This is a genomic window from Ferrovum sp., assembly GCF_027317285.1.
GTDB lineage: Bacteria > Pseudomonadota > Gammaproteobacteria > Burkholderiales > Ferrovaceae > Ferrovum.
Genome location: NZ_DAHVHV010000012.1, coordinates 1 through 19,058, shown reverse-complemented (window position 1 = coordinate 19,058; position 19,058 = coordinate 1). Strand labels below are relative to the sequence as shown.

General features: G+C 62.6%; 18 protein-coding genes. 9 read left to right on the top strand and 9 right to left on the bottom strand.

Features of this window, described 5'->3' with window-relative positions; genetic code table 11:
* Positions 1-11: 11 nt before the first annotated feature.
* From miaA to tsaE, 4 genes are read right to left on the bottom strand one after another with little or no spacing between them, the layout of a single operon-like run.
* Positions 12-971, bottom strand: coding sequence for a tRNA (adenosine(37)-N6)-dimethylallyltransferase MiaA (gene miaA, locus M6F29_RS04475; protein ID WP_298157701.1), 960 nt, complete (start codon positions 969-971; stop codon positions 12-14).
* Positions 950-2,857, bottom strand: a complete 1,908-nt coding sequence (mutL, locus tag M6F29_RS04470) for a DNA mismatch repair endonuclease MutL (protein WP_298157700.1) — start codon at positions 2,855-2,857, stop codon at positions 950-952. Before mutL ends, miaA begins: the two co-directional genes overlap by 22 nt.
* A complete protein-coding gene (locus M6F29_RS04465) occupies positions 2,854-4,209 on the bottom strand; it encodes an N-acetylmuramoyl-L-alanine amidase (protein WP_298157699.1) in 1,356 nt (451 codons plus the stop codon). Before M6F29_RS04465 ends, mutL begins: the two co-directional genes overlap by 4 nt.
* Positions 4,170-4,709: a tRNA (adenosine(37)-N6)-threonylcarbamoyltransferase complex ATPase subunit type 1 TsaE gene (tsaE, locus tag M6F29_RS04460; protein ID WP_298157698.1), complete on the bottom strand. Its 540-nt coding sequence runs from the start codon at positions 4,707-4,709 to the stop codon at positions 4,170-4,172. Before tsaE ends, M6F29_RS04465 begins: the two co-directional genes overlap by 40 nt.
* On the opposite strand from tsaE, the gene queG reads away from it, so the two are divergent.
* Positions 4,708-5,793: a tRNA epoxyqueuosine(34) reductase QueG gene (gene queG, locus M6F29_RS04455; RefSeq protein ID WP_298157697.1), complete on the top strand. Its 1,086-nt coding sequence runs from the start codon at positions 4,708-4,710 to the stop codon at positions 5,791-5,793. The two genes, tsaE and queG, sit on opposite strands and share 2 nt — an antisense overlap.
* Positions 5,794-5,828: 35 nt before the next feature.
* Entirely contained in the window at positions 5,829-7,472 is a 1,644-nt protein-coding gene (locus M6F29_RS04450) for a protein-disulfide reductase DsbD (protein WP_298157696.1), read from the top strand.
* Between the two features lie 20 nt (positions 7,473-7,492).
* On the opposite strand, the gene orn is transcribed toward M6F29_RS04450, so the two are convergent.
* A complete protein-coding gene (gene orn, locus M6F29_RS04445; RefSeq protein WP_298157695.1) occupies positions 7,493-8,041 on the bottom strand; it encodes an oligoribonuclease in 549 nt (182 codons plus the stop codon).
* Positions 8,042-8,123: 82 nt separating this feature from the next.
* On the opposite strand from orn, the gene rsgA reads away from it, so the two are divergent.
* Positions 8,124-9,077 carry a ribosome small subunit-dependent GTPase A gene (gene rsgA, locus M6F29_RS04440; RefSeq protein WP_298157694.1) on the top strand — a complete coding sequence of 318 codons (954 nt, stop codon included), beginning with the start codon at positions 8,124-8,126 and terminating at the stop codon, positions 9,075-9,077.
* Here the strand turns inward: rsgA and ampE are convergent.
* Both ampE and M6F29_RS04430 read right to left on the bottom strand, forming a co-directional pair.
* Positions 9,006-9,791 carry a regulatory signaling modulator protein AmpE gene (gene ampE, locus M6F29_RS04435; protein WP_298157693.1) on the bottom strand — a complete coding sequence of 262 codons (786 nt, stop codon included), beginning with the start codon at positions 9,789-9,791 and terminating at the stop codon, positions 9,006-9,008. The two genes, rsgA and ampE, sit on opposite strands and share 72 nt — an antisense overlap.
* Before the next feature lie 115 nt (positions 9,792-9,906).
* Positions 9,907-10,929: a hypothetical protein gene (locus tag M6F29_RS04430; RefSeq protein WP_298157692.1), complete on the bottom strand. Its 1,023-nt coding sequence runs from the start codon at positions 10,927-10,929 to the stop codon at positions 9,907-9,909.
* Positions 10,930-11,180: 251 nt separating this feature from the next.
* Here M6F29_RS04430 and M6F29_RS04425 point away from each other — a divergent pair, with 251 nt between their 5' ends.
* A complete protein-coding gene (locus tag M6F29_RS04425; RefSeq protein WP_297456458.1) occupies positions 11,181-11,606 on the top strand; it encodes a hypothetical protein in 426 nt (141 codons plus the stop codon).
* Positions 11,607-11,668: 62 nt separating this feature from the next.
* Entirely contained in the window at positions 11,669-13,531 is a 1,863-nt protein-coding gene (mnmC, locus tag M6F29_RS04420) for a bifunctional tRNA (5-methylaminomethyl-2-thiouridine)(34)-methyltransferase MnmC2/FAD-dependent 5-carboxymethylaminomethyl-2-thiouridine(34) oxidoreductase MnmC1 (RefSeq protein ID WP_298157722.1), read from the top strand.
* Here the strand turns inward: mnmC and recN are convergent.
* Positions 13,522-15,198, bottom strand: coding sequence for a DNA repair protein RecN (recN, locus tag M6F29_RS04415; RefSeq protein WP_298157691.1), 1,677 nt, complete (start codon positions 15,196-15,198; stop codon positions 13,522-13,524). The two genes, mnmC and recN, sit on opposite strands and share 10 nt — an antisense overlap.
* Before the next feature lie 10 nt (positions 15,199-15,208).
* Positions 15,209-16,078: an NAD(+) kinase gene (locus tag M6F29_RS04410; protein WP_297479164.1), complete on the bottom strand. Its 870-nt coding sequence runs from the start codon at positions 16,076-16,078 to the stop codon at positions 15,209-15,211.
* Positions 16,079-16,150: 72 nt separating this feature from the next.
* Here M6F29_RS04410 and hrcA point away from each other — a divergent pair, with 72 nt between their 5' ends.
* The 4 genes from hrcA to M6F29_RS12250 all read left to right on the top strand — a co-directional run.
* Complete coding sequence (gene hrcA / locus M6F29_RS04405; RefSeq protein WP_297456447.1) at positions 16,151-17,164, top strand: heat-inducible transcriptional repressor HrcA; 1,014 nt, start codon at positions 16,151-16,153, stop codon at positions 17,162-17,164.
* Positions 17,165-17,173: 9 nt separating this feature from the next.
* The gene (gene hemH / locus M6F29_RS04400) at positions 17,174-18,277 is read left to right on the top strand and encodes a ferrochelatase (RefSeq protein WP_298157689.1); all 1,104 of its coding nucleotides are present in this window, start codon (positions 17,174-17,176) and stop codon (positions 18,275-18,277) included.
* 69 nt (positions 18,278-18,346) lie between these two features.
* Positions 18,347-18,916 (top strand): nucleotide exchange factor GrpE, encoded by a 570-nt coding sequence (grpE, locus tag M6F29_RS04395; protein WP_298157688.1) that lies wholly within the window; start codon positions 18,347-18,349, stop codon positions 18,914-18,916.
* Between the two features lie 77 nt (positions 18,917-18,993).
* A partial coding sequence (locus M6F29_RS12250; RefSeq protein ID WP_164160517.1) for an Hsp70 family protein occupies positions 18,994-19,058 on the top strand: 65 nt, incomplete at its 3' end.

Genomic DNA, 19,058 nt, shown 5'->3' with positions numbered 1-19,058 from the left:
CCAGCAATGCCTCAGGGGCCCTTCAGGAAATGTTCCACCAATGCGCGGGCCGTTTCCTCCCACCCCATCTGGTCTGGATCCAGGGCTACCCGTGCCGGCCAGTTGCGCACCCAGGTCAACTGGCGGCGCGCCAGTTGCCGAGTCGCAATGATGCCGCGCAGGCGCATTTCCGACGCACTGCCTTCCCCTTCCAGAAACTGCCAGACCTGACGGTACCCCACGGCACGCATAGCCGGCATCTCGCCTGTCAGGCGGGGATAACGCAGGCGCAACTGGCGCACCTCCTCCACCAGTCCCTGCGCCAGCATCTGGTCGAAGCGGTGGACGATACGCTCGTGCAAGGCAGCCCTCTGACCGGGCATCAATCCCAAGGTCAGGATCCGGTCCGGTGAACCGGTATGGGCCTGTTCCTGATGCCAGAACGAAAGAGGCTGCCCCGTCACGTGCCAGACTTCAAGCGCCCGCTGAATGCGTTGGCGGTCAAGGGGCGCCAGACGAGCGGCCGTGACGGGATCGACCCGGGCCAGTTCGGCATGCAGGGCAGGCCAACCTTCCTGTTCGGCCCGTGCCTCCAGCGCGGACCGCAGTTCGGGAGACGCACTGGGCAGAACGGCCAGACCCTGTTGCAGCGCCTGAAAATAGAGCATGGTCCCCCCCACCAGAAGGGGCACATGCCCACGCGCACGAATGGCAGCGAGCAGGGGCGTGACATCGGCCACGAAACGGGCAGCCGAGTAGGGATCGTCGGGATCCACCCAGTCCATCAGGTGATGGGGGTAACGGGCCCGTGTGAACGCATCCGGTTTCGCTGCGCCTATGTCCAGGCCGCGATAGACGCTGGCCGAATCCACATTCACCAGTTCCACCGGAAAATCATCCGCCAATCGGCAGGCCAAAGCGGTCTTGCCGCTGGCCGTCGGGCCGAGCAGGAACAGGAGCGGGGGTGCGTTCAGCGGCCGCGCAGAAACCATTGATCCAGTTCGGAGAGGGGGATCTGGCGCCAGGTAGGGCGCCCATGATTGCACTGATCGGCGCGTTCACACCGTTCCATGTCACGCAGCAAGGCGTTCATCTGGGGCAATGTAAGGGAATGGTGGGCCCGCACCGCGCCGTGACAGGCCATGCTGGCCAGGACCTCGTGACGACGTGCTTCGAATGCCAGACTCTGGCCCGTCTCTTCCAGATCCGCCCACACCTGGCGCAGAACCGGTTCGGGATCGACGCCGCTCAACTCGATGGGCCAACTGCGCAGTACCACGGTCTGAGGTCCGCGTAGCGCGAGATCGAGACCCAAGGCGGTGAGCACGTCACCGTGACTTTCCAGAACCGCCAACTCCCGTGCCGAGAGGGCGAAATGCGGAGGATCCAGAAACGCTTGCCCCCCACCTGCCGTTGCATGGCGTGCCTTCAGGCGTTCATACAGGATCCGTTCGTGGGCCGCGTGCATGTCGACCACCACCAGCCCGGCGGCATTCTGAGCCAGGATGTAGACCCCGTGCAATTGAGCCAAGGCCTGCCCCAGCGGGAAAGACGAGCGCTCTGGCGGCACCGGATCCGGTGCCACACCCGGCAGGTCGGCATCTTCTTCACCGGGCCGGGGCACTCCGACCATTCCCTGAGCGGGAGATGGCGACGTTTCGACGGGAATGATGGGGTTGCCGTACAAGGCCGCATGAAAGGGGTCAGGTTCGCCCAGGTGCGGGGACCCCGTAGCCTTGTCCGGCATGGGGGCCGGCGCAACGAACCGGGGGGGCGGCAGCGGTAACTCGCCGGATCTCCCGGAAAAGGATGGCGACCTCGAACCTGCCTTCACGGGCGGGGGAAGGATTTCCTCGCCCCCCGCAGGGTGGCGCTCGACGAACCCCAGCCCCCCCGGTGTCGTACGGGTCAGGGTCTTGTGGAGCGCCTGCCAGACAAAGCGAAAAACGGCCTGCCCCTCCTCAAAACGAACTTCGGTTTTGGCAGGATGGACATTCACATCCACGCGCGCCGGATCCAAACTCAGGAACAGCACCCCACCCGGCTGGCGCTGACCGTGCAACACGTCCTGATAGGCCTGGCGAACAGCCTGGGTCAACAATCGATCACGCACGAAACGCCCGTTGACGAAAAGGTATTGCTCCGCCCGACTGGCAGCCGTCGGGTGCAGGATCCAGCCAGACAGGTGCAATGGTCCGGCACTGTCCTCGACGGCCAGACTCTGGTTCAGGAATTCCCCACCCAGAATGCCCCGCACGCGCGCTTCCAGCGTCAACGCTGGCCAATGGCGCAAGGCGCGTCCCTGGTGTGAGAGCCGAAAAGCAACTTCAGGGTGGGCCAGAGCCAAACGGCGCAACAGTTCATCGCAATGGCCAAATTCCGTGCCGGTACTCTTCAGGAACTTGCGCCGCGCCGGCGTATGACCAAACAGGTCTTCCACCACCACACTGCACCCGACACTGCGTGCCGCAGGGCACGGTCCCTCGACCTGTCCCCCGGACACGGTCATGGTCGATGCATGTGCCGCCTCCGCCACGCGCGCCGTCACGGTCACGCGCGCCACCGCTGCCATACTGGCCAGGGCTTCCCCCCGAAAACCGAGAGTCATGATGTGGTTCAGGGGGTCCGTCGCCGCCAGTTTACTGGTCGCATGGGCCTGCAGTGCAAGGGATAGATCATCGGGGTGGATACCGTGCCCGTCATCCTCCACCTGAATGCGCCGGACCCCGCCTTCTTCCAGGAGTACGACGATGTTCCGTGCGTTGGCGTCCAGAGAATTTTCCACCAGTTCCTTGAGCACGGAGGCCGGACGTTCGATCACCTCTCCCGCAGCGATCTGACTGATCAGAAGCGGAGAAAGCGGCGTGATGCGCTTCATGGCGTGCGGCCAGCCAGGTGTGTGCGAGGCAGGGTAGTCACATGCTGCCTCCAGGCACCGCTCCTGTGTAAATAGTCCTGCAAACCATGGGCAATGGCCTGGGCCAGTTTCTCCTGATAGACGGGGTCATTGAGACGGCGTTCCTCTTCAGGATTGGTAATGAACGCCGTTTCCACCAGAATGGAAGGAATGTCCGGAGATTTGAGCACGGCAAACCCGGCCTGTTCCACAAAACCACGATGCAACACATTGATCTGATCCAACTCACCCAGCACGGCACGGGCCATCTTGAGACTATCATTGATGGTGGCGGTCTGGGACAAATCGAAAAGCGTCTGGGCCAGGTAGACCTGACGGGTTGGGGTGGTCACCCCCCCCATCAGGTCGGCATCGTTTTCCTGTTTGGCCAGCCAGCGTGCCGCCACCGATGTCGCGCCCTTCTCGGACAGGGCAAAGACGGAAGAGCCCCGTGCCTCCTGATTGATGTAGGCATCGGCATGAACCGACACGAAGAGATCGGCATGCAGACGGTGTGCCTTGGCTGTCCGCTCCTGCAACGGGATGAAATAGTCTCCGTCGCGGATCAGCACAGCGCTCAGACCAGGCTGGGCATCGATGGCCGCCTTGAGGCGCCGGGCGATGGCCAGGGTGACATTTTTTTCGTGGGTGCCTGCTTCGCCATGGGCACCAGGGTCCTCCCCGCCATGCCCGGCATCCACGGCAATGATCAGCGTCCTGGGCGCAGGCCCCCCCGCACCCGAACGGGTCTCAGTCTCATGCTTTGGCACATCCACCGCGACAGGCGGGGCCATGGGACTTGCCGCCAGCGCCGGAGGGGAGCCCCCGGAGGATGGGCCGGGCGGTGTGTCATTCTGCACCTGAAGCGCCGGTTTATCGAGTATGGGAGAAAGGGGATCCGGCGTCACCGTGGCGGGATAAATATCCAGGACCAGACGGTAACCGTAGTCTCCCACCGGCTCCAGCAGAGCGGAGGTCGCATTGACAGGCCCCTTCAGGTCGAAAACCACCCGCACCACGCCCGGTTTGAAATGACCCACCCGAATCTTGCGCAGGTAGGGATCCTGGGGGCTCAATTGCGCCGCCATCTGTTCGAGGGGCTGGGTCGCGGTCACTCCCTCCAGATCCAGCACCAGACGATCGGGATTAGGCACGGAAAAAAGGGTTCCATGGATCGCCTGGGTCGCTTCGAACGTCACCCGGGTATAGTCGCTCGCAGGCCACAGGCGCACGGCGCGAATATGGGTCTCCTCGCCGTGAACCGCGGGAGACAGCACGCCCGACCCCAGCAGGATCAGCGCGGCAAGGAGGTGGACAAGAGAGGTTCGAGACATTTCATTCCACGTGCGGAAGCCTGCCGGACCTGAAGCAGACGCCCCGCTCCTGCGGGCTCCAGCGTCAGGGCCACGTCGGCAGGGGGCAACCAGGCAGAAACTTTTTCGGGCCATTCCACGAAGCATAGACTGTCGCTCCGAAAGCACTCCCGAAAACCACTATCCTCCAGGGATTCGGGGGTATCGATTCGATAGAAATCAAAGTGATAACAGTATAACCTCGAAAGTTCATAAATTTCAAGCAAGGCATAGGTAGGGCTACGGATGGTTCCCGTGACCCCCAGCCCACGCAAAATCCCCCGAATGAGGGCCGTTTTGCCTGCACCCAGATCCCCGGAGAAGGTCAGAACCAGTCCCGGCTCGAGACAGGGCGCCCACGCTCGCCCCCACTCACTGGTTGCCTCGGGATCTGCCAGATGCCACCGCGCCGCCCCTCCCTCTTCCATCCCGCCCTCTTTCGGTTGATAATTCAAACTGTCCACCCATTGTACCCGGTTCATGCCCCCCCTATCCGTTTTCGCCTTGCGCTCGCTCCTCGAGCGCGAAGCACACCAACTGGGATTCAGCGCGGTGCGGGTCAGTCGCCCCACGCTGCAAACCGCCCGCAAACACCTCGCCACCTGGCTGTCGGCCGGTTATCAGGGGGCCATGACCTGGCTGGAACGGGATCCGGATCTGCGTACCGACCCATCCCGTCTCTGGCCGGGCACCACCTGTATTCTCACCGTTTCCCTGCCTTATCTCGGCGAGGACCTGGCTTCCTGCCATGAAGCCCTGAACGATCCGGCCCGGGGCGTGATCGCCCAATATGCCCTGGGGCAGGATTACCACCGCCTGATGCGCCGCCGCCTGCACCAGTTGGCCGAACGTCTGACCACGCAGTGGGGACCCTTTGCCTGGCGACCTTTCAGTGACAGCGCACCTCTTCTTGAAGTGGAGATCGCGGCCCAGGGGGGATTGGGGTGGCGCGGCAAACATACCTTGCTGCTGCAGCGGCGGGGTTCCTACTTCTTTCTGGGCGAGTTGCTCTGCAACCTGCCCCTGCCTGCCGACCCTCCGGAAGAGGACCATTGCGGCACCTGCCAGACCTGTCTGTCCGTCTGTCCCACCCGGGCCATCGTGGCCCCCTACCAACTGGATGCTCGTCTGTGCATCGCCTACCTGACCATCGAACACCCTGGCCCCATTCCCGAGTCCCTGCGCCCCCTCTTCGGCAACCGCATCTACGGCTGCGATGACTGCCAACTGCACTGCCCCTGGAACCGCTTTGCCGACACCTCCCGGGGCGCACGGGCGTTTCTGCGTCGCAAGGAACTGAAAAATCTCAGCCTGCCCGTTCTGTTCGGCTGGAGCCCCGAGGATTTCCAGACATACCTGGCGGGCTCGCCCATCCGCCGCATCGGTCATGAACGCTGGTTACGCAACGTGGCCGTGGCTCTGGGCAACGGGCCTGCCAGCCCGGAGGCCCTGGCCGCACTGGCCCAGCGTCGCAACCATCCCGTCGAGCAGGTGCGCGAACATGTGGAATGGGCCTGGCGGCGCTTGCAGAACGGGAACTCCCCGAGCGCATCCCAGTCGGAGTAGAATCGGTCATCTGGTTACGAGACACACATAGGCTCATGAACATTCTTTTACGGCGAAACACCTGGATCCGGACTTTTCTCTTGGTCTGCGCCCTGGGTCGACTGTCCCCGGCATTTGCCCTGGAAGGCATTCCCGAAACACCGCACCCCCTCCCTGCCGTGCTGGGCGCACCGCCCGAACCGCATACCTTTCTGATGCCCGACCAGGCCTTCAGGATCTCGGCGGATAATGGCGCCAACCCAGGCAGCCTGATCCTTTCCTTCACACCGGCCCCCGGTTATTACCTCTACCGTGACCGTATCCATCTCCGTTTGCCCGGCGTACCTCAGGAGGTTCCCTTGCGTTTTCCGGTTGCGGAAGCCAAACAGGACCCCAGTTTTGGCCAGGTCTGGATTTACCGTCATCCCTTCCAGGTCGCCGTGGCCTTGCCCGGTGGTCAGCCCGCCTCCCGTTTTTCGATCAGTTTCCAGGGTTGTGCCGATCACGGCATCTGCTACCCGCCCACCACCCAGGATTTTCAGCGCAGCGGAACCCACTACAGTGCGCTTTCCTCAGGCTCGGAAATCTCTTCCACGCCGCCTTCCGCCGACTCCGGACGCCCTGAGGACTTTGCCAGCTATCTGAAGGGCGCTCATCCCCTCTGGGTACTGGCCAGTTTTTTTGGCTTCGGGTTGCTCCTTGCCCTGACCCCCTGCGTATTCCCCATGATTCCGATTCTTTCCGGCATCATTGCCGGTCAAGGCGCATCGGTCACCAAGACCCGTGCCTTTACCCTTTCCCTCACCTATGTGTTGGGCATGGCCCTGACCTATGCCGGAGTGGGCGTGTTGGCCGGACTGACCGGCACCCTTCTGTCCAATGCCCTGCAGACCCCGCCGGTCCAGATCGCTACCGCCCTGCTCTTCGTTCTGCTGGCCCTGTCCATGTTTGACGTGTATCAATTCCAGTTACCGCTCCCCCTGCAAAACCAACTCAACGGCGCCTCCGGACGCCTACCGGGGGGGCACTACTGGGGAGTGGGCTTCATGGGTTCGCTCTCCGCGTTGGTGATGGGACCTTGCGTGGCCGCGCCACTGGCGGGCGGGCTGGTCTATATCGCCGAAACCCGCGACGTGGTGATGGGCGGACTGGCACTCTTCACCCTGGCGTTGGGCATGGGTACCCCGCTCCTGCTCATCGGCACCTCGGCGGGCGCCTTGCTGCCCCGGGCCGGCCAGTGGATGAACTGGGTCAAGCGCACCTTCGGAGTCGTCCTGCTGGGAGTTGCCCTGTTCACGATCCTGCCCCTAATCCGGACCAGTCCGGCCACCACAAACCTGAACTTCATTCCCGTCACCACGGTGACCCAACTGAACCAGCAGTTGCTTCGGGCATCCGGTCAGCACCGCCCCGTCATGGTGGACTTCTACGCCGACTGGTGCACTTCCTGCGTCGAATGGGATCGCACCGTTCTGTCCCGCCCCAAGGTCCAGGCCGCCCTACAGCCTTTCACCCTGGTGCGCGTGGACGTCACCCATAACAGCGCCGAAGATCGGGCCCTGCTGGCGCATTTTGGGCTCTTTGGCCCACCCGGCACACTCTTTTTCGATCCCAGCGGGCGGGAACTGAAAAACCAGCGCCTGGCCGGCTATGTTCCCGAAGACACATTTCTGGGCTACCTGGACCGGGTAACCCGTTGAGTCTGTTCCCTGCCGGGGCATCAATCCAGGCGGATGAAATGCGTCCGGTAATGGCGTAACTCGTCGATGGATTCGAGAATATCCGCCAGCGCCTCGTGTTTGCCGGATTTCTTGAAAGCGCTGTAGACCGCCGATTTCCAGCGTTTGGACAATTCCTTGAGGGTACTCACATCCAGGTTGCGATAATGAAAATACTGTTCCAGGCGAGGCAGGTAATTGGCCATGAAGCGGCGGTCCTGACACACCGAATTGCCGCACATGGGCGATTCGCCAGCGGGCACGTGGGCCTTCAGAAATTCGACCAGTTGTTCCTCGGCTTCCGCCTCGGTCAGGGTCGAGGCACGAATGCGATCGATGAGGCCAGAACGTTGGTGGGTTCCCTTGTTCCAGTCATCCATGGCATCCAGTACCTCATCGGGTTGGTGGATCACCAGGACCGGCCCTTCCGCCACTACCTCCAGCGCATTGTTGGTGACCACCAGCGCCACCTCGATGACGCGGTCGCGCATCGGGTCCAACCCGGTCATTTCCATGTCCACCCAGACCAGGTGGTTTTTATCCTGTGCCATAATCCTTCCTTTTGAGTTGATCGATGCCCCACTTGCCTCCCGACCGTGACGCCCGTTGCATGATACACCGGACACTCTTCCCGTGAGTACCCCTTCCCTTCCGGGATGGGTACGCGGAGTCTTCGGTCACCATTACGAAGTGGTGGACGACCAGGCGCAGGCATGGAGTTGTGTCCGACGCGGCAAGCAGCAGGATGTCGCTTGCGCCGACCGGGTCCGCTTCACTCCTACCAGCGTCACCCAGGGGGTGATCGAAGGAATCGAAACGCGCACTACCCTGTTCTGGCGGGCAGATGGCAAACGAGAAAAATTTTTGGCCGCCAACGTGGATCAGGTGCTCATCGTCTCTGCAGGTGAACCCACTCCGTACCCGGACCTGATCTCCCGGTGTCTGGTGGCCGCCGAAGCCAATCGGGTCGATGTCTGCCTGCTTCTCAATAAAACCGACCTGGGTCCGGCCACGGCGGCTTGGCGTGCCACCTTGTCCCATTTTGCATCCCTCGGCTATCCCCTGCTGGAAATTTCCGCCCGGACCACGGTGGACCAACTGCGCCCCACTGTGGCCGGACGCCACACGCTGCTGGTGGGACAATCGGGCATGGGCAAATCGACTCTGCTCAACGCCCTCGTTCCCGAGGCCAAGGCCGCCACCCAACTCATCTCCCTGGCGCTGGATTCGGGCCGACACACCACCACCGCTACCCGCGCCTACCCCCTGCCCGAGGGGGGCTGGCTGATCGACAGCCCCGGTGTCCAATCCTTTGGCCTGACCTATCTCGACCCCGCGGATCTGGTGGCCTTTTTTCCGGAATTTTCCCCCCTGCAAGGCCACTGCCGCTTCCCCGACTGCCGTCATCGTCTGGAGCCGGACTGTGCCCTGCGGGACTACGTTGCCGGTCATCCCCTGCGTGCACTGCGCCTTGCCACCCTGCTGACGCTCCAGCAGGAAAATGCACTCCGTCCCTCAATGCCCGCCCAACAGCGCCGTCGCCAACCCCGCGCCCACGACCCAGAGGACGACGGCTCGCCAAATTAATCCTTCTGCACTGGTCAACTGATCCGCTTCGAGAGCCTCGAGCGGCCCGTTTCCTCCGTTCGTCTGCCCCAACCCCAGAGCCCCATGCAGCACCACCAGCAACAGTTCATGGCTGGACAAAGGCAGGCTCTCCGGATCACGCCAGGCATAAAGTGCCTCTTCGAAGTCACCGACCAACGCAAAGGTCAGCGCGAGCAGACGGGCCGGGATCCAGTCCAGTCCCGCCTGCATGCGCCGGTAAAAGAGTCCATCTGGTTCCGCCTCGGTCAGCAGGACCGTCCCGCAATACAGCACGGGGCCCCATCCGCCGGGCAATAAAAAAAACCAGAACAGGGGAGCAAAAAAACGCTGATAACTGCTCAGGATGCCTTCATCGAGCGCCGCACGGACGGATGGATTCGGCTCGGAATGGGCGGGCAACTGCTCTCCCCATTGGCGCAGGTGAGCCAGGGGTCCGCGCAGATCGATTCCCAGCCCCAGCACCACCAGAGGCACTACCGCGCCCAGATGAAGCCACCCCAATCCGGTTTGTCCCGCCGCCACCAACAAAACGGGGAGGCCCACGACCCCCAGCCAGCGCACCGCTCCAGCCTTGGGCATGCGTGCCGACAGAAAGAGGCGCCAGCGGGTCAGCAGGTTCACCCCTGCGGTTCCCCAGGCCTGAGGGCGCCAGGGTTCCAGGATCAGTACCAACAGCAGAAACCCGACTTTCATTGATCTCCCCAAGTTTTGTCTCGCCTACGGGGGCTCATCATAACAGAACAAAAAAAGGACCTTCCTCAAGAAGGTCCCAGCGATCCTACCTGCCTTCCAGAAAGCAGGTTCGTGTTCAGACGACCTTGCGTGCACTCCAGATCTTTTTCTTGCACTTGCCCCCACCCATGGGAACCAGTCCGATGGCAAAAATCTCCACCGTATCTCCCTCACAGATCTCTTCACGCATCAGGGCACGTTGCAGGTCGGTCCCGGTATGACGCACGATTTGCACGTCATCCTGCACCTCCGCAAAAAAGACACGGGATTTGCGTCCCGAGGGATCCGTGCGTTCCACGAACCCGGTACGTTTCAATATCCCCCTGAACTTCCGCACCTCCGGCGCCTTGACCAGATTGGGATAGACCTTTTCCGTACGGGCCAGCGGTTTCTTGCGCTGGGCATCGGCCGCGCGCACATCCGCCAAGGTCATTTCCACCACCCGCCGACGTTTTTGCACCTCACTCAGGGGCGGATCCTGCACGGCCACCTCAGGCAGCATCTGCCACGGCCGCTTTTGCAGCAACCCGTCCGGGACTTCCGCATCCACCAGGGCCTGTGCTTCCCCCACTGTCTGGTCGAGCAGTCGCAACAATCCCTGGTCCTGCAGGGAAGAAAAAGCCAGGGTCACCTCTCCCAGGTCGATTCTTCCCCAGGGCCGGGTCGGCAAGTTCCCCTGATGAGGCAGGGATTGCATTTGTACCACTGCAGCGCCGGCACGCAAACGCAAGCGTCGTTCCACCTGAATCCCGTAACGTCGCCGCAACTTGGTGTAATCCAGCCACAGGGAACGGACTACCCGCCCCGTTTCCGGGTAGCACCGACATACCACGCTGTACCCGTCGCCATAACGAATGAGCGGTTGTCCCAAATGCACACCCACCGCGCCCATTCCTTCAGGGGGTGGTGCCGGCAAGGCGAGCGGAGGATCGGTGACCTCCTCTTCCGTTCCGGTGAAGCACCGCTCCCGGTTTTCACGGGCCAGTTGAGCCAGATAGGCTACCCCCTGCTCACCCCTATGCCATCCACGCATTGCCGCCAGTCCTCCCAGATACCCCGTTCGCAATAATCCTGTCAACACACGAATCGCCATGTTCATGATGAGGCCTCCATAAAAAAACCGGAGGCACCCTGACCCGCCGATGGCGCATCACGACACCATCCGGTGGTTCATTGACGTGATGAATCAACCATCGACTCGCCACGGCACCCCACAAGGGTTCGAGAACACAGTCCTCTATGCCCTTCCAGTCTAGTCCCGCAGGCCCTCCCGATCTGCCCGAATACTAAAAATGTCTGCCTCTTCTCGGACTGCGCTAGAATCGGGATTTTCACACTGCGGAGCAACCCATGGACATTCAAACCATCGATCAGCAGTACCAGCAATTGCAGGTGCAAAGTCAACAAGTGGCCCAACAATTGCAGGGACTGGCCAGCAAACTGCAAAGTGCGGCCCAGGACGGACATCCGGAAGCCCGGGAATGGCTCCTCGACCTGCGCGAGATCGCCCTCGCCGTCCAGGGGCAGCAGCAACAGATGGGCAATACCCTGCAGGCCATCCATGCCCTCTGGCAAAATCAGGCCCAGCAGGTGATGCCGACCCTGGCCCCCGGCAGTTACCCTTCCGGCGTCTATGCCCAGCCCGGCATGAACGCCCCCCAACAGGGCGGATTGTTCGGTGTTCTGGGTGGTTTCCTCAACTCGGGCTTTGGGCGCGCCATGGAAATGGGGGCAGGCATCGGATTGGGTGAAGACCTGATCAACAAGATTCTCTAAACTACCGGGACGCCCCTCTCATCGACTCGCCCCCCCAAAGCGGGACCGGGCCATTGGCCCGCATGCCCTTGCTGCCCGCTCCCCTGATTTTGCGGGACGGGGTTCCCTATTCCGAAACCTACGCGGATGTGTACCATTCTCAGGCAGGCGCCATGGCCCAGTGCCGCGCGGTCTTCATGACCGGGAACGGGTTACCGGAACGCTGGCAGGGGCGGGAGTCTTTCCAGATATTGGAAACCGGCTTCGGGCTCGGCCTCAATTTTCTGACCACCTGGCACGAATGGCGCCGTCTGGGCAGCACCGCCCCACGCTTGCATTTCGTCTCCCTCGAACAGGCCCCGTTCAGCGACGCGGACCTGAGCAGGGCACTCTCGGCTTACCCCGAACTGGCGCAGGAAAGCAAACTCCTGCTTGGTGCCTGGCCCCCCCTCACCCCTGGGATACACCGCCTCCATTTCGATGAAGGCAGGGTCATCCTTCATCTGGTGCTGGGTGACATGGCCGATCTTCTGCCCCAACTCACCCTGGCTGCCGATGCCGTGTACCTGGATGGGTTTTCGCCCCGCACCAACCCGGTACCCTGGAGCGAGCCCGTCCTGCGCCAGATCGCTCGTCTGTGCCGGCATGGGGCCACTCTGGCCTCCTGGTGCGTAGCCGGACACATACGCCGAACTCTCGAACGCCAGGGCTTTCACACGACCCGGGCACCCGGCTTCGGAACCAAGCGGGAACGCCTCAGCGCTTGCTATAACCGCATTCCCGAGGATACCTGGCGCAAGATCGTGCAACGTCTTGAACAACCCGCGCTCCAGGCCACCCTGAGGCCTCCCCCCCGGCGCCATGCACTGGTCATTGGGGCTGGCCTGGCCGGTTGTCTGGTGAGCGCCGCTCTGGGATCACGGGGCTGGCAAATCGACCTGTGCGATGGTCAGAGCGGGCCAGCGCAGGAAGCCTCGGGCAATCCCGCCGGCATCCTGCGTCCCTTTCCAAGCCTGGACGACAACCGTGCTGCCCGTCTGGCCCGGGCAGGTTTCCTGACCACCCTGCACTGGTTGGCAAACCTGAAAGGAGGGAGGGAAGTCCTTCCCCATGCCCTGAACGGCGTCCTGCGCATTGCCCGGGACGCCCCGGAAGCCGCCCATCTGTGTGCCCTGAGCAGAGCGCCGGGAAGCGTCGAAGCACTGCTCCGCTGGTTGCCGCGTGTCGAAGCCGAACGTCTTGGACGATGTGCGGCCCCCTGGGGAGCCCTGTTTTACCCCACGGCAGGTTGGCTGGACCCCGGGCAGTTCTGCCGCACGGCGCTGGCCCAAACTCCTCACCTCACAACGCATTGGGGGCACCCCGTGACCCTCCGGCCCGGTCCGGCGGGTTGGGAAGCCCGCACACGGACAGGGACCCTGCTGGCGCAAGCCCCCATCGCCATCCTGGCCGGTGGGGCACACCCCCTCCCCCTGGACACTGCCCCCCCCTGGCCACGTCAGCGCCTGCGAGGCCAGATCACCCAGATCAAGCGTTCTCCCGTGCCCGCGGGAACCCCTGTCCTCTGTGGCTCCGGCTACGTGATTCCGGACGCCCCCGGCGGTCCCTGTCTGGGCGCGACCTATGACCTCGGCACAGACCCCGCCCCTCGCCCTGCCGACCGTGCGGAGAACCTGCAACGCCTGACGGCACTGGGATGGAACGACGGATCGGGGCACTCGGTGGTACGGGAACGGGTCGCCTTTCGCAGCGTCAGCCGCGACCGCCTCCCCATCATCGGCCCCGTACCTGGTGCCGAGGGACTCTTCGCGCTCACTGCCCTGGGCTCCCGGGGGCTGGTCTGGGCCCCTTTGGGCGCCGACCTTCTCTGCGCCTGGCTGGAAGGCGACCCACTGCCCCTCGAAAAAGATCTGGTCCGGGCCGTAGCCCCCGCCCGTTATCGCTGAGCGCGCTTTTTTTCCTGGTGCAACAGTTCCCGGGCATGCTCTCGCACGGTCGCCGTGACGGTCACCCCACCCAGCATGCGGGCCACTTCTTCTATCCGTCCCACCTCATCCAGAATCTGTACCGAACTGGTCATTCCCCCTTCCTGCACAGCCTTGCTGACTTTCAGGTGATGCTGGGCGCAAGCCGCTACCTGGGGCAAATGGGTCACACACAGCACCTGATGGTGGCGACCCAGCGCGGCCAGTAGTTGCCCGACCCGTTCCGCCACGCCCCCCCCGATGCCGCTGTCCACCTCGTCAAAAATCAGGGTAGGCACCGCGCTTCCTTGCGCCAGTCGGGTCTGCAGCGCCAACCCCAGGCGCGACAGTTCTCCACCCGATGCGATCCGGGCAAGGGGGCCCAGGGGTTGACTGGCATGGGCCGCCAGTTGAAATTCGACCCGCTCTCGCCCTTCGGGCCCCGCTCGATCCAACTCACTCAAGGCGACCTCGAAGCGTCCCTGACCCAGGGCCAGGTCGGCCAGGCTGGCGCTCACCGCTTCTCCCAAGCGCAACGCCGCCTGACAACGCAGCCTGCTCAAGTCCCGAGCCGCTTCGTCATATCCTTGTCGCGCCTGATCCGCCAACTTCTCGAGCGCCTCCAGAGAGGGCAGGGTTGCGAGCGCTTCAAGGGCCTGGCGAGTGTCCGCGTACAGTCCGGGCAAGTCCTCGGGTCGAACCTTCAAACGGCGCGCGCACCCATGCCAAGCTTGCATCTCTTCCTCGACCTGGGGCAGACGCTCCTCGCTCTCTTCACGGGTGCGCGCATAGCGATGCAATTCCCCCAGCACTTCCTCGACCTGGATACGCGCCGATTCGAGCAGGGTAACCCAGGGGGTCAGGGCGCCATCGTGGGCCGCCAGTTGGGCCAGTCGCTGTTCGCACTTCAACAGTTGACGTCGTACCGCGCCTTCCCCTTCCTCCAGTGACCGAACCGTCTCGTCCACCCCCTGGATCAGATCTGCACGATGCGCAAGACGCGCCTGCTCCACCAGCAGTCCCTCCCAATGCCCGGGATTGGGAGTCAAATCGGCCAGTAACGCCAGGGTCTCTTCGAGCATCTGACGCTGCCCTGCCGCCACCGCCAGCGCCTGACGCGCCTCGACACAGCGTCTCTGGACGCTTTCCCAGGCTTGCCAGGCCTGACGTACGGACTGGAGACATGCGTCATGGCCCCCAAAGGTATCCAGCAAGGTCCGCTGGTGAACGGGCAAGAGCAGGCGCTGGTGGGCATGCTGGCCATGAATGTCGATGAGGTGGTCGCCCAGGGCACGTAACTGGGTCGCTGTCACGGCGCTGCCGTTGATGAAGGCGCGGGACTTGCCGGTGCGTTCCACCACCCGTCGTATCAGGCATTCGCCTTCGGCGCTGGCCAGAGCCTGTTCCTCCAGCCACTGTCCCGCTGGCGAGACGGGAGAAACATCAAAATGAGCCTCGAACTCGGCCCGTGACGCGCCCTGCCGAATGGCTTCCGGATCCGCTCGTTCGCCCAGTATCAGTGCCAGGGCATCCAGCAGGATGGATTTGCCTGCACCGGTTTCTCCGGTCAGAACAGTAAATCCCCGTCCCAACTCCAGGGTCAATTGATCCACCAGGACAAAATCGCGAATGCGCAGTGCGACCAGCATGCCTCCTCCCCTAAAAACGCGTGCCCCAGCGCAATTTCTCGCGCAGCATGGCGAAATAGTCATACCCCGGGGGATGAATCAGATGCACGGACTGCTGGGCACAGGTGACGTTCAACCGGTCTCCGGGATCGAGGAGAACCTGGTCCTGCACGTCGAAACTGGCAAAAACCCCCGTTCCCTTGTGCAGGATCATCTCGACCTGCGCATTTTGCTGCAATACCACCGGACGATTGCTCAGGGTGTGGGGACAGATGGGGGTCAGCACCAGAGCCTTCAAGCCGGGGTGGACGATGGGGCCGCCACTGGACAGCGCATAGGCCGTAGACCCCGTGGGGGTAGCCAGGATCAATCCATCGGCGCGCAGGTTGTAGACAAAGTTTCCATCCACGAAAACCTCCACCTCGATCATGCTGCCCCGCGCCCCCTTGGCCACCACCACATCGTTGAGGGCCATGGCCTCGCTCACCTCCACTCCGTCGGATCGGGTCAGACGAGCCGCCAGCAGCGTACGATCCTCCAGTGCGTAATGCCCGTCCAGCACCTGACCCAGACGATCTTCCAGATCCTTTGCCGGAATATCCGTCAAAAAACCCAACCGCCCCAGATTGATGCCGATCAGGGGGACGGCATGGGGCGCCAGTACGCGGGTGGCATTCAGCAGGGTTCCGTCCCCACCCAGCACCACACACAAATCCACCTGGGCGGCCAACTCGTTCAGGGGGACTCCCGTTTGCCCGCAGGCCGAGGCGGAGCAGGGATCCAGAACCGTGGTGCAGTTCCGTGTAGCGAGGAGCGACAAGAGACGGACCAGAGGCGCGTGCAAACCCTGGGGATCGGCCTTGCCCACGATACCGATACGAGAGAATCCTGGTTGGGTCATGGAACTTCCTGAATGTGTGGCCAGTCTGGTGCGAAAAGGGAATTAGAACATATTTCAGTTAAAATGGCGGGTATGTTAAACGATCGTGCGCGGGCTCTGCTCAAAGCCCTGGTGGAAAAGTACATCGACGAGGGTCAACCTGTCGGTTCGCGGGCCCTGTCGCGCCTTGCGGGCATGGACCTCTCCGCCGCCACCATCCGCAATGTCATGGCCGATCTGGAAGAACTGGGTTTTATCACCAGCCCCCATACCTCGGCCGGGCGCATTCCGACTCCGCGTGGTTACCGTTTCTTCGTGGACAGCCTGCTGACCATCAGGCCTCTGGAAATCACGACCCTGTCCCAACTGCAACTGCGCCCGGCCGACCCGCATCAACTGGTGACCGCCGCGTCCCAGATGCTCGCCGAACTCACCACCTTTGCCGGCATCGTACGCACTCCCAAACGCCGTCTCACGGGCTTCCAGCGTGTAGAATTCCTGCGTCTCTCGGAAAACCGCCTGCTCCTCGTCCTGGTCACCCTGGAAGGAGATGTCCAGAACCGCATCCTGGTCACAGACCAGAACTACTCCCCGGAACAGTTGGCCAAGGCCGCCCAATACCTCAATGAACAGGGCAGCGGTCAGGACTTCGACCGGGTGGTGGACACGCTGCACCGCGAACTCAACGGACTGCGTGCCGACATCCGCACGCTCACCAGCCGGGCCCTGGCCTTTGGGGAAGAGATCCTCAAGCCTGGCCCCGACGATTATGTCCTGCGCGGCGAAACCCGTCTCATCGGCCGCAACGACATGGCCAGCAACCTGAGCAGCCTGCGTCGCCTCTTCGACCTCTTCGAGCAGAAAACCAGTCTGTTGCAACTGCTCGATGCCAGCCAGAACAGTGAGGGCGTCAGAATTTTCATTGGGGGAGAATCGGAGCACTCCCCCCTCGACGAGTTCAGTCTGGTCACGGCCCCCTACGAAGTGGATGGACAGGTAGTGGGGACCCTGGGGGTAGTGGGTCCCACCCGCATGGCCTACGAGCGCGTCATCCCCATCGTCGACATCACTGCGCGCCTGCTCTCCAGCGCTCTTTCACAGCACTGAAGGATCCGTATGCCTCCTTATCTGCCCGAGCCTCCCTTCACGCATGGACAATCCACGGCCCGGGTCGGTCTCCTGCTGGTCAATCTGGGCACGCCCGATGCGCCCGATGCACCGGCGCTGCGCCGCTATCTTGCCGAATTTCTGGGCGACCCACGCGTGGTGGAAATTCCCCGTCTCCTCTGGTGGCCGATTCTGCATGGCATCATCCTGCGTACCCGTCCCGCCCAGTCCGCAAAAAAATATGCCTGTATCTGGCAGCCGGAAGGTTCGCCGTTGCGGCTTCATACGGCGGCCCAGGCAGCGGGCTTGAGTACCCGGCTCGAGGCCGCTTTTCCCGACAACCCACCGCTGGTACGTTACGCCATGCGGTATGGGCAGCCTTCCCTGGCCCAGGGGGTGACCGAACTCAAAAATGCCGGGTGTGACCGGATCCTGTTGCTTCCCCTTTATCCCCAGTATGCCGCCAGTACCACGGCATCCAGCCAGGACGCCCTGTTTTCCGCCCTCAGGAACTGGCGCCACGCACCCGCCGTGCGCACGGTGCATCATTACCACGACGATCCGGGTTACATCAGCGCCCTCAAGGGGCAGGTCGAAAGATTCTGGGCCGCCCAGGGCCGCCCGGAGGTGCTGGTGATGAGTTTTCATGGAGTGCCGCAGTTCACGCTCCACAAGGGCGATCCCTACCATTGTGAATGTCTCAAGACCGGACGCCTGCTGGCGCAAGCTCTGGGCCTTGAACCCTCTCAGTATCGCATTGCCTTCCAGTCCCTCTTCGGCCGCACGGAATGGGTCAAGCCTTATACCGCCCCGCTGGTGGAGCAACTGGCCCAGGCGGGCGTGCGTCATGTCCAGATTCTGTGCCCCGGCTTCCCTGCCGACTGCCTGGAGACCCTGGAGGAAATCGGCATGGAAGTAAAAGCCGCCTTCCTGAAGCACGGCGGTGAGGTCTATCATTACATTCCCGCACTCAACGATGATCCGGCCTGGCTGGACAGCCTGACGCGCATCGCTCTGGACAATCTGGGTGGCTGGCTGCCTACCCCGCTGCCGACGGCAGAGGAACGGGCCGCGCAAAAAAATCGGGCACAGGAATGGGGCGCTTCACAGTGACCCCTTGAAATCCGCCTCCCTGGCCCCATGTACCGCCAGTGATCCACAACTCAGCCCTGGGAGTCCGGCATGTCCACCACTGAACCTATCGATCCTTCCACTTCCAACCCGGAAAATCCATCCCCCGCCAGTGCAGACAGTGCACTGCCCCCCCTCTCCCCCCCTGAAGACTGGCAAGCCGCTCTGGCCCAAGCGACGGAGGCCTTGCGCGCCAAGGAGGACGAGTGCCTGCGTCTGCGCGCCGATATGGAGAACCTGCGCAAGCGCACCGCCACCGAGCTGTCCCAGGCCCGCAAGTTTGCCCTGGAAAGTTTTGCCGGAGAATTGCTGGCTGTCATGGACAGCCTGGAAGCTGCCCAACAGGTCAAGGAAGCGTCTCTCGACAGTTACCGCAACGGCGTGGAACTCACTGCCCGTCAATTGACCAGCGTCTTCGACAAGTTTCACATTCAGGCCATTCACCCCGAAGGACAACGTTTCGACCCCAACCGCCATCAGGCCATCGCTTCTCTGGAGCACGATGAGATCCCGGCCCAGAACGTCATCAGCGTCATGCAAAAAGGCTTCATCCTGCATGAACGGGTTCTGCGTCCGGCCCTGGTCACGGTTTCGAAAGGAAAACCCGGATCCCCCTCTTGAATCCGTAAAAATCACCCCGACTTTAAGAGACAACTAACGCATTCCCCACCAATTTTTGAGAAGAGGCTAACAACATCATGGGAAAAATCATCGGAATCGACCTGGGCACCACCAATTCCTGCGTGGCCGTCATGGAAGGCGG

Bases quoted from the DNA above. Each gene is read 5' to 3' on its own strand.
- hemH (WP_298157689.1), top strand. From the start codon at position 17,174: ATGCCTCCTTATCTGCCCGAGCCTCCCTTCACGCATGGACAATCCACG.
- M6F29_RS04450 (WP_298157696.1), top strand. From the start codon at position 5,829: ATGAACATTCTTTTACGGCGAAACACCTGGATCCGGACTTTTCTCTTG.
- queG (WP_298157697.1), top strand. From the start codon at position 4,708: ATGCCCCCCCTATCCGTTTTCGCCTTGCGCTCGCTCCTCGAGCGCGAA.
- grpE (WP_298157688.1), top strand. From the start codon at position 18,347: ATGTCCACCACTGAACCTATCGATCCTTCCACTTCCAACCCGGAAAAT.
- M6F29_RS04430 (WP_298157692.1), bottom strand. From the start codon at position 10,929: ATGAACATGGCGATTCGTGTGTTGACAGGATTATTGCGAACGGGGTAT.
- mnmC (WP_298157722.1), top strand. From the start codon at position 11,669: ATGCCCTTGCTGCCCGCTCCCCTGATTTTGCGGGACGGGGTTCCCTAT.
- hrcA (WP_297456447.1), top strand. From the start codon at position 16,151: ATGTTAAACGATCGTGCGCGGGCTCTGCTCAAAGCCCTGGTGGAAAAG.
- miaA (WP_298157701.1), bottom strand. From the start codon at position 971: ATGGTTTCTGCGCGGCCGCTGAACGCACCCCCGCTCCTGTTCCTGCTC.
- orn (WP_298157695.1), bottom strand. From the start codon at position 8,041: ATGGCACAGGATAAAAACCACCTGGTCTGGGTGGACATGGAAATGACC.
- mutL (WP_298157700.1), bottom strand. From the start codon at position 2,857: ATGAAGCGCATCACGCCGCTTTCTCCGCTTCTGATCAGTCAGATCGCT.
- M6F29_RS04425 (WP_297456458.1), top strand. From the start codon at position 11,181: ATGGACATTCAAACCATCGATCAGCAGTACCAGCAATTGCAGGTGCAA.
- M6F29_RS04410 (WP_297479164.1), bottom strand. From the start codon at position 16,078: ATGACCCAACCAGGATTCTCTCGTATCGGTATCGTGGGCAAGGCCGAT.
- recN (WP_298157691.1), bottom strand. From the start codon at position 15,198: ATGCTGGTCGCACTGCGCATTCGCGATTTTGTCCTGGTGGATCAATTG.
- M6F29_RS04465 (WP_298157699.1), bottom strand. From the start codon at position 4,209: ATGTCTCGAACCTCTCTTGTCCACCTCCTTGCCGCGCTGATCCTGCTG.
- tsaE (WP_298157698.1), bottom strand. From the start codon at position 4,709: ATGAACCGGGTACAATGGGTGGACAGTTTGAATTATCAACCGAAAGAG.
- ampE (WP_298157693.1), bottom strand. From the start codon at position 9,791: ATGAAAGTCGGGTTTCTGCTGTTGGTACTGATCCTGGAACCCTGGCGC.